The 15,876-nt window shown below is 70.2% G+C and carries 15 protein-coding genes; 2 read left to right on the forward strand and 13 right to left on the reverse strand.

Annotation, left to right across the window (positions count from 1 at the left end):
• Positions 1-23 precede the first annotated feature (23 nt).
• Genes GKE56_RS07730 through GKE56_RS07750 form a run of 5 tightly spaced genes read right to left on the reverse strand, consistent with a single transcriptional unit; the run spans position 24 to position 4,115 of the window.
• Complete coding sequence (locus GKE56_RS07730; protein ID WP_154684046.1) at positions 24-800, reverse strand: HAD family hydrolase; 777 nt, start codon at positions 798-800, stop codon at positions 24-26.
• On the reverse strand, positions 800-2,572 hold the full coding sequence (locus GKE56_RS07735; protein ID WP_154684047.1) for a proline--tRNA ligase: 1,773 nt from the start codon (positions 2,570-2,572) through the stop codon (positions 800-802). The genes GKE56_RS07730 and GKE56_RS07735 overlap by 1 nt, the downstream gene beginning before the upstream one ends.
• Positions 2,573-2,625: 53 nt before the next feature.
• Positions 2,626-3,024: a MauE/DoxX family redox-associated membrane protein gene (locus GKE56_RS07740; protein ID WP_154684048.1), complete on the reverse strand. Its 399-nt coding sequence runs from the start codon at positions 3,022-3,024 to the stop codon at positions 2,626-2,628.
• Positions 3,025-3,036: 12 nt separating this feature from the next.
• Positions 3,037-3,270 carry a hypothetical protein gene (locus GKE56_RS07745; RefSeq protein WP_154684049.1) on the reverse strand — a complete coding sequence of 78 codons (234 nt, stop codon included), beginning with the start codon at positions 3,268-3,270 and terminating at the stop codon, positions 3,037-3,039.
• Positions 3,270-4,115, reverse strand: a complete 846-nt coding sequence (locus tag GKE56_RS07750) for a DUF4081 domain-containing GNAT family N-acetyltransferase (protein WP_154684050.1) — start codon at positions 4,113-4,115, stop codon at positions 3,270-3,272. The genes GKE56_RS07745 and GKE56_RS07750 overlap by 1 nt, the downstream gene beginning before the upstream one ends.
• 336 nt (positions 4,116-4,451) lie before the next feature.
• Here GKE56_RS07750 and GKE56_RS07755 point away from each other — a divergent pair, with 336 nt between their 5' ends.
• Positions 4,452-5,330 (forward strand): hypothetical protein, encoded by an 879-nt coding sequence (locus tag GKE56_RS07755; RefSeq protein ID WP_154684051.1) that lies wholly within the window; start codon positions 4,452-4,454, stop codon positions 5,328-5,330.
• 85 nt (positions 5,331-5,415) lie between these two features.
• Here GKE56_RS07755 and ispG read toward each other — a convergent pair whose 3' ends face one another.
• The 6 genes from ispG to speB form a co-directional block, all read right to left on the reverse strand.
• Positions 5,416-6,576 carry a flavodoxin-dependent (E)-4-hydroxy-3-methylbut-2-enyl-diphosphate synthase gene (gene ispG / locus GKE56_RS07760; protein ID WP_154684052.1) on the reverse strand — a complete coding sequence of 387 codons (1,161 nt, stop codon included), beginning with the start codon at positions 6,574-6,576 and terminating at the stop codon, positions 5,416-5,418.
• Between the two features lie 70 nt (positions 6,577-6,646).
• The gene (locus GKE56_RS07765; protein WP_154684053.1) at positions 6,647-8,011 is read right to left on the reverse strand and encodes an RIP metalloprotease; all 1,365 of its coding nucleotides are present in this window, start codon (positions 8,009-8,011) and stop codon (positions 6,647-6,649) included.
• Positions 8,008-9,255, reverse strand: coding sequence for a 1-deoxy-D-xylulose-5-phosphate reductoisomerase (gene dxr / locus GKE56_RS07770; RefSeq protein ID WP_154684054.1), 1,248 nt, complete (start codon positions 9,253-9,255; stop codon positions 8,008-8,010). Before dxr ends, GKE56_RS07765 begins: the two co-directional genes overlap by 4 nt.
• 45 nt (positions 9,256-9,300) lie before the next feature.
• The gene (locus GKE56_RS07775) at positions 9,301-10,365 is read right to left on the reverse strand and encodes a DnaB-like helicase C-terminal domain-containing protein (protein ID WP_154684055.1); all 1,065 of its coding nucleotides are present in this window, start codon (positions 10,363-10,365) and stop codon (positions 9,301-9,303) included.
• A gap of 94 nt (positions 10,366-10,459) precedes the next feature.
• On the reverse strand, positions 10,460-11,920 hold the full coding sequence (locus GKE56_RS07780; RefSeq protein WP_154684056.1) for an NAD-dependent succinate-semialdehyde dehydrogenase: 1,461 nt from the start codon (positions 11,918-11,920) through the stop codon (positions 10,460-10,462).
• A complete protein-coding gene (speB, locus tag GKE56_RS07785; protein WP_154684057.1) occupies positions 11,920-13,068 on the reverse strand; it encodes an agmatinase in 1,149 nt (382 codons plus the stop codon). Before speB ends, GKE56_RS07780 begins: the two co-directional genes overlap by 1 nt.
• Before the next feature lie 32 nt (positions 13,069-13,100).
• Between speB and bluB the strand changes: the two genes are divergently transcribed.
• The gene (gene bluB, locus GKE56_RS07790; protein ID WP_154684058.1) at positions 13,101-13,775 is read left to right on the forward strand and encodes a 5,6-dimethylbenzimidazole synthase; all 675 of its coding nucleotides are present in this window, start codon (positions 13,101-13,103) and stop codon (positions 13,773-13,775) included.
• A 25-nt stretch (positions 13,776-13,800) separates the two neighbouring features.
• Here the strand turns inward: bluB and GKE56_RS07795 are convergent, their stop codons facing one another.
• Both GKE56_RS07795 and GKE56_RS07800 read right to left on the reverse strand, forming a co-directional pair.
• Entirely contained in the window at positions 13,801-15,078 is a 1,278-nt protein-coding gene (locus GKE56_RS07795) for a saccharopine dehydrogenase family protein (protein ID WP_154684059.1), read from the reverse strand.
• A gap of 6 nt (positions 15,079-15,084) precedes the next feature.
• Positions 15,085-15,876, reverse strand: a complete 792-nt coding sequence (locus tag GKE56_RS07800; protein WP_195908279.1) for an ABC transporter permease — start codon at positions 15,874-15,876, stop codon at positions 15,085-15,087.

Consider the following 15,876-nt stretch of genomic DNA (forward strand, 5'->3'; position numbering starts at 1 on the left):
CGTGCTGAGTGCGACCGGGCCCACTAGCCGGTCGACTGACCCTCGGCCAACCAGCTGTCGACGATGCCGAGGATGTCGAGCAGCTGGTGGGCCTCGGCGTCGGGGGTGGCGTCGACGGCCACCTGCTGGCTGCGCGGGATGTCGGAGTGCGGGATCCAGATCGCGCGCATGCCCACCTGCTGCGGGCCGTGGACGTCCTCGAACAGCCGGTCGCCGACGTAGGCCGCCTCATGCGGCTCGACACCCACTGCCGAGCAGGCGGCCCGGAACGCGTCCGGGTGGGGCTTCACGCAGTGGATCTCGGAGGAGTAGACGTCGCCGTCGATGAGGTCGAGGACGCCGTCCCGCTGGAACACCTCGCGGTGGTAGGCGCGGGTCCAGATGGTGTTCGACAGCACGCCGACGCGCAGGCCGCGGTCGCGCAGCCCCTCCCACAACGGTCGCACCTGCGGGTCGGTGTGGGTGTGCGGCTCCCAGAAGCGCTGGTATGCCGCGAGCGCCAGCAGGTGCCGGTCGTGGTCCGCGTCGACGCCGGCCTGCTCCAGGATCGCGCCGATCGAGGCGCTCTCGTGGGTCTCGCGCCCGCGGGACCACGCGCGCTCCTCGGCCTCGTGGATGCGTCGCGCCAGGGAGTCCGCCTCGGCGAGCTCCTCCGGGGGCATGTGCGTGTCCTCGACCGGGAGGCCGTGCACCTCACGCGCGAACACCCGCCACTGCTGGGGCAGGTCCACCTCGTGCCATGGCGTCAAGGTGCCGCCCCAGTCGAAGATGACGGCGCGCAGCGGGGCGCGGGCAGCCATCAGGCCGCGCCGCCGCGCACGATCCGCGCCACCTCGGCCACCACGTCGCCGACCGCAACCTCTCGACGCTCGCCCGTGGCGCGGTCCTTCACCTCGACGACTCCAGTGGCCAGGCCGCGTCCCACCACGACGATCGTGGGGACGCCGATCAGCTCGGAGTCCTTGAACTTCACGCCGGGGCTGACGCCCTTGCGGTCGTCGAAGAGCACCGAGATCCCTTGAGCCTCAAGCCCTCTGGTGATCTCTTCCGAGGCGAGGAAGACCTCCTCGTCCTTGCCGGTCGCCACGAGGTGCACGTCGGCAGGGCTGATCTCGCGGGGCCAGACGAGACCGAGCTCGTCGTGGTTGCCCTCGGCGACGCAGGCCACCGCGCGTGACACGCCCACGCCGTAGGACCCCATGATCACCGTCTGGAGCTTGCCGTTCTGGTCGAGGACCTTGAGGTCGAGCGCCTCGGCGTACTTGCGGCCGAGCTGGAAGATGTGTCCCATCTCGATGCCGCGGGCCGCCTCGAGCTCGTGGCCGCAGCTGGGGCAGGCGTCGCCCGCGCGCACCTCGGCGGCCTCGATCGTGCCGTCGGCCGTGAAGTCGCGACCGGCCACGAGGTCGATGACGTGCTGGCCCGGCGCGTTGGCGCCGGTCACCCAGCGGGTGCCCTCGACCACCCTGGGGTCGAGCAGGTAGCGGACGCCCGAGCTCGACTCGGCGCCGAGCGCGGCGGGCCCGATGTACCCCTTGACCAGCGCGGGGTTCGCCGCGAAGTCCAGCTCGCCGAACACCTCGACCGCTGCGGGCTCGACCTGGGCGCCGAGGCGCTTCTCGTCGATCTCGCGGTCGCCGGGCACGCCGATCGCCAGTGGCTCGCGGGTGCCATCGGGGTGCACGAGCATGACGAGCACGTTCTTCAAGGTGTCGGCCGCCGTCCACGGCCGGTCCTCGCGAGCGAACCGCTCGTTGAGGTGGTCGACCAAGGTGTCGATGGTGGGGGTGCCGGGAGTCTGCTCGGCGTGCGCTGCCGGCGCATCGGCATACGGCACGGGGTCGGGGACGGGCACCCGGACCGCCTCGACGTTCGCGGCGAAGCCGCAGTTCGGGCAGTGCACGTAGGTGTCCTCGCCGTTCTCGGCCGTGGCGAGGAACTCCTCGGACTTCGAGCCGCCCATGGCGCCGGCCATCGCTTGGACGATGACGTAGTGGAACCCCAGCCGGTCGAAGATCCGGATGTAGGCGTCGCGGTGGAGCTGGTAGGCCTTGTCGAGCCCGGCCTCGTCGAGGTCGAAGGAGTAGGAGTCCTTCATGACGAACTCGCGTCCGCGCAGCAGCCCCGCCCGCGGCCGGGCCTCGTCGCGGTACTTGGTCTGGATCTGGTAGATCGACAGCGGCAGGTCCTTGTAGGACGAGAAGAGGTCCTTGACCGTGAGGGTGAACATCTCCTCGTGGGTCGGCCCGAGCAGGTAGTCGGCTCCCTTGCGGTCCTTGAGCCGGAAGATGTTGTCGCCGTACTCCTCCCACCGACCCGTGGCCTCGAAGGGCTCCTTGGGCAGCAGCGCGGGAAAGAGGAGCTCCTGGGCGCCGATCGCATCCATCTCCTCCCGGACGATGGACTCGACACGACGCAGGACCCTCAGGCCCAGGGGCAGCCAGGTGTAGATGCCGGGGCTCACGCGCCGGATGTACCCGGCCCGCACCAGCAGCCGGTGGCTGGGCAGTTCGGCATCGGCCGGGTCCTCGCGAAGGGTTCGCAGGAACAGGGTCGACATGCGCAGGGCCACGGGTTCTCCTCGGTGTGCGGGGCAACCTCCGAAGGATAACGGCCTGCGTCAGGTCAGCGGCCCGTGGCCTTGAGCGCCGTGCGGATCAGGGGCAGCTGCAGCGGCAGCCGGGCCACGGTGCCTGCGAACGCGGCCCGGGCCCCGAGGGTCCCCCTGCGCTGGGCCCGCTTGCCGAAGGTGGCGCTCATCTGGACGTTGCCCGGCAGGATCGCGACGAGGAGGGCGGCGCTGGCCCACCCGGCATACCGGCGGGTGGCGGGGTGCAGCAGCCCGGCGGCACACGCCAGCTCGGCGACCCCGGAGGCGTAGATGAGCTCGCGGCGCCGGGGCATGGCCCTTGGGACGAGCGGCTCGAACACCTCGGGCTTCACCAGGTGCGTGACGCCGGAGGTGAGGAACAGCCCAGCGAGGCCGGCGAGGTCCTTGGTGAGCGGGGCGACGATGCGGGTCATCACGCCATCCTGTCAGCGAGGGTCGCCACCCCGGCGCAGGTACCGCAGACGCGCCCGGAGCGCCGCCGCGAAGGCCACGCCACCCAGCACCACGAGGACGATCCCCACCCACAGCCAGGTGCGTCCCGCGGTCTGGCGGCCGGGCACGGCGACGAGGAACGCCCCGAACGCCAACAGCGAGCCCGTCAACCACAGCAGCGCGTTGCCTGCAGCCGCCGTGTCCGGCCGGTGCTCCAGCTCGCGCATCAGAGCAGCACGGTTGAGAACGTACCGACGTCCTCGAACCCCACGTGCCGGTAGGTCGCCCGCGCGCTGGTGTTGAAGTCGTTGACGTACAAGGTGACCCAGCGGGCGCGGGTGGCCATCACCTGCTCCACGACCGACGCCATCATGGGGACCGCCAAGCCCTGGCCGCGCAGCGCCGGGTGGAGCCACACCCCCTGCAGCTGCGCGCACCCCAGCGCGACCGACCCCACGTCGGCCTTGAACACCACGGCGCCGTCCTCGATGACGACGAAGGTGTGCCCGCGGTCGATCAGCGCCTGCAACGCGCTCCGGTATGCCGCGCCGGAACCGGTGTAGGGCGGGTAGCCGATCTCGCCCTCGAACATCTGGGCCGCGGCGGGCATCACGAGGTCGACCTCGGCCAGGGTGGCCGGGCGGACCCGCTGGTCCAGCTCGACTCCGAGCTCGGAAGGCGCGGTCATCGTGCTCATGAGCGGCTGGCTGGCCCGCACCGCGCGCGCCGGGCCCCACACCGGGCTCAGGTGACGCCACAGCTCGCTGACCTGGTCGGCCGGGCCGAGGATCGAGGCACAGTGCCGGCGCCATCGGCGCACCCGGTCGGCGAAGTACCCGAGGGACGCGGTGTCGGCCTCGACCGGGACCAGGTTGGCGCTCGACCAGCACAGCGACTGCAGGACGCCGTCGACCCGGTGGCCGAGCACGGTGCCGGGTTGGGTCATCAGGACGCCCTCGAGCAGCCGCGCCGCCACGAAGACGTTGGCCGGCAGGTCGCGGGCACACACCTGCAACGCGTCGTCTCGGTCCGAGGGCGACAGCGCGTGGACCGGGTTGCGGGTGCGCAGCACGCCGCCAGCCTAAGTCGTGGGACGGGCGTCTGCGCACCAATGCGAGGAGAAGCACCTGCCCTTCCCCAATCCCCGTCCCCATGCCCGCGCGTGACCAGAAGCGCACAGCTGGCCGGGCGACTCGCGAAGATCTTTACCATTTCCGCCCAGAAGGGGCAGTCTGGTGTGGTTCGCCTGGGTGCAGGGCCTTTTCGATGCCACCGAAGGAGAACCATGCCCATTCGCATTGCCCCACGTCTTCTCGCCGCAACCCTTGCTGCCTGCTTTGCCCTGGCTGGCCTGACGGTCGCTCAGGCAAGTGGTACTGGGTGGTCCCACCACCCTGCAACGAAGCCCATGTCCAAGCCCACGTGCCATGGCAAGGGCAGCAAGCCCTGTCCTTCGCCGACGAGCACCACCAGCACGACCACCACCAGCACGACCAGCAGCAGCACGACCAGCAGCAGCACGACCAGCAGCAGCACGACCACGGGCCCAGCTACGTGGGCCTGCACCGCTCCCCTCGGTGGGGGCTGCGGGGCCTACCGGTACGCCGGCATCCCCAACTCCAACGGCTACAACACCTACGTCTCCAACCAGGCGGTCGGAGCGCAGACCGGAACCAGCCAGGTCGTCCAAGCCAACAGCCCGGGCGACTGGCAGGTCGTCGCCAACGACGTGCCTTACGGATACACGGGGGTCCAGACCTTCCCCGACGCGCAACAGCTCTTCAACAACTGGTGCGGGAACGGCTGGGGAGGCTGCTCGGCCGACACCCCGGTGAACTCCTTGTCCGCCCTGAAGGTCGTCTACGCCGAGAGCTCGCCCCAGGACGCCCTGAGCCTCTACCAGTACTCCCCCGATGTGTGGCTGGACAACTACGGCTCGGACATCATGTTCTGGGTCGACGTCCACGGCCGCTGCAACGAGGGAGCGTTCGGCGGCACGGTTCTGGGCCACGCGGTGATCGACGGCCAGAACTGGACTGTGCACCGCTATGGAGGGTTCGGCGCCGAGATCATCTTTGTGCTGGACGGAACCGGTGGCACCGGCACCTGTGCGCAGCAGACCTCGGGAACCATCAACATCAAGGCCGGGATCGACTGGCTGACAGCCAACCGGTTCATCACCGGGGCACCGGTCATGAGCCAGCTCAACACGGGGTGGGAGATCACCTCCGCCGACAACACCACATTCCGGGTCAGCAGCTACTCGATCATCGCGACGCCGCTGTGACCGACGTCGTGTAGACCTCGTTGCACGGCACCCCGCGGTCGCGGAACAGTCCCGCTGGCCGTTCGTGGGTGCGCCATTGCCCCGGTCAGCTGACGGTGACGCTCGGGGCGCCGGCGCTCGCCTCGTCGACGGGCTCGCCCATCTCCTCGGCGATGCGCATGGCCTCCTCGATGAGGGTCTCGACGATCTGGCTCTCGGGGACTGTCTTGATGACCTCGCCCCTGACGAAGATCTGGCCCTTGCCGTTACCGGACGCGACCCCGAGGTCGGCCTCACGAGCCTCGCCCGGTCCGTTGACGACACACCCCATGACGGCCACGCGCAGCGGCACGGTCATGCCCTCGAGCCCGGCGGTGACCTCGTCGGCCAGCTTGTAGACATCGACCTGGGCGCGACCGCACGAGGGGCAGGACACGATCTCGAGCTTGCGCGGCTTCAGGTTGAGCGACTGCAGGATCTGGTTGCCGACCTTGACCTCCTCGACCGGAGGTGCGGACAACGAGACCCGGATGGTGTCGCCGATCCCCTTGGACAGCAACGCCCCGAACGCCGTCGCCGACTTGATGGTGCCCTGGAACGCCGGGCCGGCCTCGGTGACCCCGAGGTGGAGCGGCCAGTCCCCCCGCTCGGACAGCATCTCGTAGGCCTGGACCATGACCACGGGGTCGTTGTGCTTCACCGAGATCTTGAAGTCGTGGAAGTCGTGCTCCTCGAACAGCGACGCCTCCCACACGGCCGACTCGACCAGCGCCTCAGCGGTGGCCTTGCCGTACTTCTGCAGCAGCCGCGGGTCGAGCGAGCCCGCGTTGACGCCGATGCGGATCGAGACTCCCGCGTCCTTCGCAGCGTTGGCGATCTGTTTGACCTGGTCGTCGAACTTGCGGATGTTGCCCGGGTTCACCCGCACGGCCGCGCACCCCGCGTCGATCGCGGCGAAGACGTACTTCGGCTGGAAGTGGATGTCCGCGATCACCGGGATCTGCGACTTGCGGGCGATGGCCGGCAACGCGTCGGCGTCGTCCTGGCTGGGGCAGGCCACCCGCACGATGTCGCAGCCCGACGCGGTGAGCTCGGCGATCTGCTGGAGCGTCGCGTTGATGTCCGTCGTCGGCGTCGTGCACATCGACTGGACCGAGATCGGGGCGTCACCACCGACCTCGACCTTGCCCACCTTGATCTTGCGCGTCTTGCGCCTGGGCGCGAGGACGGGAGCAGGCGCGGACGGCATACCAAGCGAAACGGTCATGGTCGAAGTATCTCCCAGAGGTGCGGGCAAGGTGATGCGGGCGGTGGTGCGGGGGGTGACACGGGCAGCGTCAGCCCAGGTTGATCGGCTTGACGATGTCGGCGTAGATGAGCAGGACGGACATCACGATGAGGACGGAGGAGACGGCATACGCCACCGGCAGTGCCTTGGCGACGTCGACGTAGCCCGGATCGGGGCGGTGCAAGACCCGGGCGGCGGCGCGCTTGACGGCCTCCCACAGTGCCCCGGCGACGTGCCCACCGTCGAGTGGCAGCAGCGGCACGAGGTTGAAGACGAACAGGGCGACGTTGAGCGACGCGAGCAGCTGCAGCAGGAACGCCCACAGCGGCATGCCGTTCTGCCCCACGATCCCCGCGAGCTTTCCGGAGCTCGCCTCCCCCGCGATCCGGCCGACACCGACCACGGAGATCGGACTCTGTGGGTCACGCGGCCCCGAGCCGAACGCCGCCTGGGCCACCCCCGCCATCTTCTGCGGGATGTGGAAGATGACCCCGGCGGTCTGGGTCAGCTGGTAGCCCACCACGGACGGCACCACCGACAGGGGCTGGCGCTGGAGCACGATCGGCGTCATCGAGCTGATCCCGAGGAACCCCGCCTCGATGACCACGGGCTTGCCCTGGGCGTCGACGAGCGGCTTGCCGTCGCGACCCACCTGTTGGAGCTGGTTGCGGATGGGGGTGGCCTCGAGTGTCAGGCGCGCCCCGTCGCGCTCGACGACGATCACGGTGCGCTGGCCGACGCGGGGTCGGATGATCGCGCCGATGTCGGCCGTGCCCTTGATGGCCTGTCCGTTGACCGAGACGAGCCGGTCACCCGGGCGCAGCCCCGCAGCGTATGCCGGGCTCTTGGGGTCGGAGGGAGCGCAGGCGGTCTTGGTGGTGGCCTGGCTCGCGGGCACGACGCACTCGTTGACCGTCGCCACCACGGCCCCGGGCTGGGGCGTCGGGAGGCCCGACAGTGTCACCAGCCCGGTCAGGAGGACGACCGCGATGAGCAGGTTCATCAGCGGGCCGCCCATCATGACGACGACCTTCTTCGGCACCGACAGCTTGTAGAACACGCGGTCGTGGTCGCCCGGCTCGATCTCCTCGAGGCTCAGCTGACGGGCCTCGTCGGCGAGCTGGGAGAAGCGCCCGGTGCTGGAGACGCGCAGCGTGCCCGCCTTGTCGCCGGGGCGGGGCGGGAACATGCCGATCATCCGGATGTAGCCACCGAGCGGGATCGCCTTGATGCCGTACTCGGTCTCGCCGCGTCGTCGGGACCACAGCGTCGGTCCGAACCCGACCATGTACTGCGTCACCTTGACGCCGAACCTCTTGGCGGGCAGCAGGTGACCGATCTCGTGCAAGCCGATCGACAGCCCGATGCCGACCGCGACCGCCAGCACCCCGAGGATGTAGAGCAGGACCGTCATGCGGCTCCCCCATCGAGCGTCGGGTCAGCGTCTGTGGCGGGCAATCCGAGGACCTTTCGGGCTCTGGCGCGGGCCCAGGCGTCGGCCCGCATCACGTCGTCAACGGACAACCCGCCGGTTTCGCTCCCGGCGGTGTCGCCATGGCCGCCCGCGGCGTGCTCGGAGACCACCCCCTCGATGGTGTCGACGATGCCGAGGAACGCGAGGTGGCCGTCATGGAACGCATCGACGGCGACCTCGTTGGCGGCGTTGTAGACGGCCGGGAACGTACCCCCGGCGACGCCGACCTGGCGCGCGAGACGCACGGCGGGGAACGCGTCGTCGTCCAGCGGCTCGAAGTCCCAGGTCTGCGCGCGGGTCCAGTCGACCGGTACGTCGATGTCGGCGAGGCGGTCGGGCCACGACAGGCCGAGGGCGATCGGCACGAGCATCCGGGGCGGCCCGGCCTGGGCGATCGTCGAGCCGTCGACGAACTCGACCATGGAGTGGATCAGCTGCTGGGGGTGCACGACGACGTCGATCCGGTCGTAAGGCACGTCGAACAGCAGGTGCGCCTCGATCACCTCGAGCCCCTTGTTCACGAGCGTCGCGGAGTTCGTGGTGATGACGCGCCCCATCGAGAAGTTCGGGTGTGCCAGCGCCTCGGCGGGCGTCACCGCCTGCAGGGAGTCACGGCCGCGGCCACGGAACGGGCCCCCGCTCGCGGTGAGCACCAGCCGACGCACCTCGTCGGCCCGGCCCCCACGCAGGCTCTGCGCGATGGCGGAGTGCTCGGAGTCCACCGGGACGATCTGACCGGGCCGGGCCGCGGCCTTGACCAGCGGGCCGCCGACGATGAGCGACTCCTTGTTGGCCAGCGCCAGGGTCGACCCCTGCACGAGCGCGGCCAGCGTCGGGCGCAGGCCGATCGAGCCGGTGATGCCGTTGAGGACGACGTCGGCCCCCGACCCGGCCGCGGTGACGGCGGCCCCCGGCCCCACGACCACCTGCGGGCGGTATGCCGCGCGGCCGGCGCGGGCGGCATACGCACCGATCGCCTCGGCGACGGCCTCGTGGGTGCCCACGGCGGCGGCGACGAGGTCGACCTCGAAGGCGACTGCCTGCTCGGCGAGCAGGTCGAGGTTGGCGCCGGCGGCGAGCGCCGTGACCCGGAACCGGTCGGGGTTGCGCGCGATGACGTCCAGGGCCTGGGTGCCGATGGAGCCAGTCGAGCCGAGAACGGCGACGGTGCGCGGGGAGGTCACTGCCTCAGTCTCCCACGCGTGGACCGGCCCACGAGGGGGCCGGGGTCAGTTCTGGTAGACGCGCTCCTCGATGAGCTGCTCCTCGACGACGCGCCCCTCCGGCTCGAACCGACCCTGCTCGAACCGCTTCTGGAACTCCAGCTCGAGGTGGTCGGCACCGTTGCGGTTCTTCTCGATGGACATGACCACCCAGTGGCGGAACCGCTCGGCATTGCCCAGGTGGTAGACGAGGTGGTGCTTGGCCACGATGTCGTACTTGTCGTTGAGGATGAGCACGACATCGGCTTCGTAGGCCAGCGCCGACGAGCCGCGCAGGTCGTGCACCCGCATGCGCCGCCCGGCGCCGAGGCTGCCCTTGTCAGCCGCGACGATGGCCAGGACCGGCACACCGAGCTCCAGCGCCATGTCCTTGAGCCGAGCCACGGCAATCGCCACGCGCTCCTCCTCGACCGGAGGCGCCTCCGGCACGGGAACCTTCTGGAGGTAGTCGACGAGCACCAGCGGCGGCCGGCCGTCCCGCTCGGTCACCTCGACGACCGCGGCGCGGATCTCCTCGAGCGTGGTGTGCAGGCCACTCGACGTGTGCACGTGCAGACGGTCGCCATAGCTCTCGAGCGCGCGCACCGCCTCGGCTCCGCCCCGCGAGCTGGCGAAGCGCTCCTCCATCGAGTTGGCGCGGCTGTGGCGCGCCTCGAACCCTGCCCGGATCTTGGTCAGCCCGATCGCGTCGGTGCCGGCGATGGCGCCGGCCTCGATGGCAAGCAGCCGCTCGAGGATGCTGTGGGCGTCGTGCTCGTAGGAGAACAGGATCGCCGACCGGTTGGCCGCGATCGTGTTCCTCAGCATCTGCAGCGCCATCGCGGTCTTGCCCAGGCCCTGGGGCCCCCCGAGCAACACCAGCTCACCCGACCGGAACCCTCCGGTCAGGGCGACGTCGAGCGCCTCGAACCCCGTGGGCCACACCCGCGCCGCGGCCGACTGGCCATGACGCAGCTTCTCGTCGGTCTCGACGATCAGGTCGGTCAGCGAGCGCAGGCGCGGCCCGCCACGATCCCCCACGGCCCCGGTGAGACTGAGCGCAGCGGGCGCCTCTTCGGCAGTGCTGGTCATGGCACCGATTCAACCCGAATGCCGGCGCCCCAGATCGGGGAATGGCGCAAGGTCAGCCGTTTGGACCACGCGCTGTCCGGTTCACGACAGGCCGCTACGGGGCGATTCCGACATATGTCGTCTCGAGGTACTCCTCGATGCCCTCGAAGCCGCCTTCACGTCCGAAACCCGACGCCTTGACTCCGCCGAACGGCGCGGCCGGGTTGGAGATGATCCCCTGGTTGATCCCGATCATCCCGTACTCCAGCGCCTCGCTCACCCGGATCACGCGAGCCAGGTCGGCGGTGAAGACGTAGGAAGCGAGGCCGTACTCCGTGTTGTTGGCGCGCTCGATGGCCTCGGCCTCGGTGCGGAACGTGGAGATCGGGGCCACCGGGCCGAAGATCTCCTCGCTCATGACCCGTGCCGACGCGGGGACGTCGGTGATCACCGTGGGCTCGAAGAAGTAGCCGCGCCCCTTGACCGCGGAGCCGCCGGTGAGGACGGTGCCACCCTGCTCACGGGCGTCCTCGACGAGCGCGGCCACCCCGTCGCGGGCCTTGGCGTCGATCAACGGGCCGACGTCGACCCCCTTCTTGGTGCCCTTGCCCATGGTCAGCGCCGCCATCCGCTTGGCGAACCGCGCGCCGAACTCGTCGGCCACACCCTCCTGGACGAAGAACCGGTTGGCCGCGGTGCACGCCTCGCCGATGTTGCGCATCTTGGCGAGCATCGCTCCGTCGACGGCGCGGTCGAGGTCGGCGTCGTCGAAGACGATGAAAGGTGCGTTGCCGCCGAGCTCCATGGAGACCCGTAGCAACTGCTCGGCCGACTGCTCGACCAGGCGTCGCCCCACCCCCGTCGAGCCGGTGAAGGTGAGCTTGCGAAGCCGCGGGTCCTTGATGATGGGCTCCATGACGTCGCCGGTCCGGGACGTCGTGATGACGTTGAGGACGCCCGCGGGCAGCCCGCACTCCTGGAGCAGCTCGGCCAGGGCCAGCATCGTCAGCGGGGTCTGGCTCGCGGGCTTGACGACCATGGTGCAGCCCGCGGCGATCGCGGGGCCGATCTTGCGCGTCCCCATCGCCAGCGGGAAGTTCCACGGCGTGATCATCAGCGTCGGGCCGACCGGCTTCTTCATGGTCAGCAGCCGGGTCGCGCCGTTGGGCGCGGTCGACCAGCGTCCGTGGATCCGAACCGCCTCCTCGGAGAACCACCGGAAGAACTCTGCGCCGTAGGTGACCTCGCCCCGGGACTCGGCGAGCGTCTTGCCCATCTCGAGGGTCATCAGCGTGGCGAAGTCCTCGGCCCGCTCACTGATCCGCTCGAAGGCGGCGCGCAGGATCTCGCCCCGGTCGCGCGGCGGGGTGGCCGCCCAGCCGGCCTGCGCGGCCACGGCCGCGTCGAGGGCCGCGGTGCCGTCGGCCACGGTCGCGTCGGCGACCTGCGCCAACGTCGTGCCGCTGGACGGGTCCTCGACGGCGAGGGTGGCGCCGTCGGAGGACGCGCGCCAGGTGCCGCCGATGAGCAGGCCCTTGGGCACGGACTCGACGAGGGACTTCTGGGTGCTGGCCATCAGGGGTTGCCTCCGCTGGGGATCTGGGTCTCGGGGTTCTGGGTCTCGGGGTTCGAGGGCTCGGGGTTCGAGGGCTCGTGGGTGTGGGTCTCGTGCGTGTGGTGGTGCGGGATGTGGCCCTGCGGGATGGCGCCGGCGCGACCCGACAGCAGGGGCTGTGCGGGATCCCACCGGGTGCCGTCACGCTCATCCTGCCGCCGCCGGGCGATTGCCGAAAGGGCCTCGAGGACAACCCGGTTCGCCAGGGCGGCCGTGATGTCGGCATGGTCGTAGGGCGGGCTGACCTCCACGATGTCCACCCCCACGACCGGGAGCTCGAGGCAGATGCGCCGGACGGCGTCGAGGAGCTGGCGGGCCGTCAGCCCGCCCGGCTCGGGCGTGCCGGTGCCCGGTGCGTGACCGGGATCGCAGACGTCGATGTCGACGGAGAGAAACACGCCGTCGCACTCGTCGGTGGCGATCGCAAACGCCTCCGTGAGGCATTCGTCCAGCCCGCGGTGGACGATCTCGGTCATCTCGAACGAGCGCATCTGCTGGCCGGCCATCCAGTCGAGGGTCTCGGGCGGCGGCCAGTACCCCCGCAGACCCACCTGGAGGAAGCGGTCTCCGCGGAGGGCGCCGGACTCGATGAGCCGGCGCATCGGCTGCCCGTGACCCCACAGGGACCCGAACTCGATGTCGCCGGTGTCGGCGTGGGCGTCGAAGTGGATCATCGAGACCCGGCCGTGCCCGAGCACGTTGGCGACGCCCTTGGCGTCGGGGAAGGCGATGGAGTGGTCTCCACCCAGGATCACGGGGATCGCGCCGGCCCGCGCGACCTTCTCCACGGCCGCCTCGAGGGCCGGCAACGCGACCTCGATGTCGCCGGAGTACATCTCGACGTCACCGGCGTCGAGCACCCTGAGGTCCGCGAGGCCGTCGGTGCGCAGCGCCAGCGACGGCCGGGAGCCGTCGTGCGGCAGGTAGTCGGTCCCCCGGATCGCTTGCGGCCCGAACCGTGTCCCCGAGCGGTGCGAGGTGCCCCCGTCGAAGGGCGCGCCGAGGATCACGACGTCGGCACCGGCATACGAGCTCTCGTCGTCGAGGTCACACCGGTCCACGCCCAGGAAGGTGAAGTCGGGGCCGTACTGCTGGCCATATCGCGTCATGGGACGACATCCTGCCTCGCTACGCTCGCCCGATGACGACCGCCACCCCCAGTCTCGACCCGTCCGCGCCGGTGGACTCGCTGTACGACGTGATCCACCGCAGACGGGACGTGCGCGGTGAGTTCACCGGGGCGCCCGCCGATCCGCAGATCCTCCAGCGCATCCTGGGCGCCGCACACGCGGCCCCCAGCGTGGGCATGACCCAGCCGTGGGACTTCGTCGTCGTGCGGTCGCCACAGACCCGCCAGAGCTTCCACGAGCACGTGCGCACCGAACGCGACACGTTCGCGGCCACCCTGACCGGCGAGCGCGCGACGACCTTCTCGCGGATCAAGATCGACGGGATCCTCGAGTCGTCGCTGTCGGTCGTCGTCACCCACGACCAGTCCCGCGGCGGCCCGGCCGTGCTCGGACGCCACGCCATCGCCGACGCCGGGCTGTACTCGACCTGCCTCGCCATCCAGAACCTCTGGCTCGCCGCCACCGCGGAGGGATGGGGGGTCGGCTGGGTGTCGTTCTACCGCGAGGAGTTCCTCGGTGAGCTGCTCGGCATCCCGAGCGGGATCCGCCCCCTGGCCTGGCTGTGCCTGGGCCCGGTGAGCCACCTCGAGCAGGTGCCGGACCTCGAGCGCGCTGGCTGGCGGCGGCGTCGTCCCCTCGACGAGGCCGTGCACGACGAGCGGTGGCCAGGTCATGACGCACCCTGACGGCGAGCCGCAGGGCTGAGCGGGCTCACCGTTCCTCCACACCCCACGGCGACCCGAACCCGGCCGGCTTGGGTGCCTGGAGCAGCTCGAGGAACGGCACCGCGTCGAAGGCCTCGGGGCCGCGGACACCGCTGCCCTGCCACACGCCGGTCGCGATGAGCTCGAGCGCGACCACGGGGTTGACCGCGGTCTGCCACACCACGCACTGGGCGCCGTACTCGCGCATCGTGTTCTCGTTGTCGGACACGTGGTAGAGGTAGGTGCGCCGGGGCATGCCGTCCTTGCCCGTGCCGGTGACCAGCACCCCTGCACAGGTCTTGCCCGTCATCCTGGGCCCGATCGTCGCGGGGTCGGGGAGCACGGCGGCGACGACATCGCGCGGCGACACCTGTACGCCCTTGACGGTGACCGGGTCGGTGCGGTCGAGGCCGAGCGTGTGCAGGGTGCGCAGGATGGTGATGAGCTCGTCACCGAGGCCGTACTTGAACGTCACCCGGTCCGCGTCGAGCCAGCGAGGCATGAGCAGGACCTCTTCGTGCTCGACGTGGACGCACTCGACCGGCCCGATGCCCTCGGGGAAGTCGAAGACCTCGGGCTCGCTGAACGCGGGCAGGGTGAAGAAGCCGGCTTCGACGTCTCCTCCGGCCGCGTCCGCGCGTGCTCGTTCCCAGACCACGGGAGGGTTGAGGCACTCCTCGATGATCGTCCACATCGAGAACCCCGGCGCGAACGTCTCGTTGCCGTCCTCGTCGCGCACGGCGAGGTTCGCACCGTCGCGGGTGCCCAGCTCGTCGATGTGCGAGAAGAGGTGGTCGGCGGCATACCGGGCGAACACGTCGGAGAGGCCGGGTTCAACACCCATGCCCAGGAGGGCCAGCTGACCGGCCTGCTCCCACTGCGCGGCCATAGCCAGCTGCTCGTCGCCGAGCTTGACGTGCACCTGGGCGTACGGGTCGTCGGGGTGCGGCCGCGACAGGCTCATCGCCATGTCGAGGTAGCCGGCCCCCGCCGCCAGCGCACCGCGGAAGATCGGCATGACGAACCGTGGGTCCACCGCGTTGAAGACGTGGGTCGACCTGTGCGCCCGGGCGAGCGCGGCCACCGCCTCCTCGTCGGAGGCATCGACCTGTGCGGCCACGAGCCGGGACTCACCTGCCCGACGGGCGGTGGCAGCGGCCACGGTCGCCTCGGCCCGCGCGAGGTCGTAGTCGGCGACGACGAGCTGGTCGAAGAAGTCACGCTCCACGGCAATCCGGGCAGCGGCATCGCCGACGCCACCGGCGCCGATCATGAGGATGCGCATGGACGATCAGGCTGCTTTCGCTCGACGGCCGGAGACGAACTGGGCGGTGAGCACGATGCCCACCGACAGCACGAACATGATTGTTCCGATGACGTTGATCTGGACCGGGGTACCCCGCTGGGCCGCTCCCCAGACGTACATCGGGAACGTCACGGAGTTGGGGCTGGCATTGAAGTTGGTGATGATGTAGTCGTCGAAGCTGAGCGAGAACGCCAACAGGGCACCGGCGGCGATGCCGGGCGCGACCAGAGGCAGCGTCACCCGCAGGAACGTGGCGACCGGCCCGGCCCCGAGGTCGGCAGCGGCCTCCTCGAGCCGCGGGTCCAGCGAGCTGACCCTGGCCTTCACCGCGACCACCACGAACGACAGACAGAACATGATGTGCGCGATGAGAATCGTGACCGCTCCGGACGGTATTCCCATGGCGATGAAGAGGGTCAGCAGGCTCGACCCCATGACGACCTCTGGGGTCGCCATGGGCATGAAGATCAGCATGTTCGTGGCGGCCCGACCCCGGAAGCGGTGGCGGCCCAGGGCGAACGCGATCATGGTCCCGAGCACGGTCGCCACCACCGAAGCGGTGATGCCGATCCGCAGGCTCAGCCCCAGGGCGTCACAGATACCGGGGGTTCCGCAGGGGTTCAGCCACGCGTCGGCCGAAGGCCGAATCCACTCGTAGTTGTAGCGCCCATTGGGCTTGTTGAACGAGAACAGGGCGACCACGACGTTGGGCACCAGGAGGATGGCGAGGACCGCCATCGCCACGAAGGCAAGCAGGTGCCTGCGGATCCAGCTCAT

Source organism: Nostocoides sp. HKS02 (assembly GCF_009707485.1).
Lineage (GTDB): Bacteria > Actinomycetota > Actinomycetes > Actinomycetales > Dermatophilaceae > Pedococcus.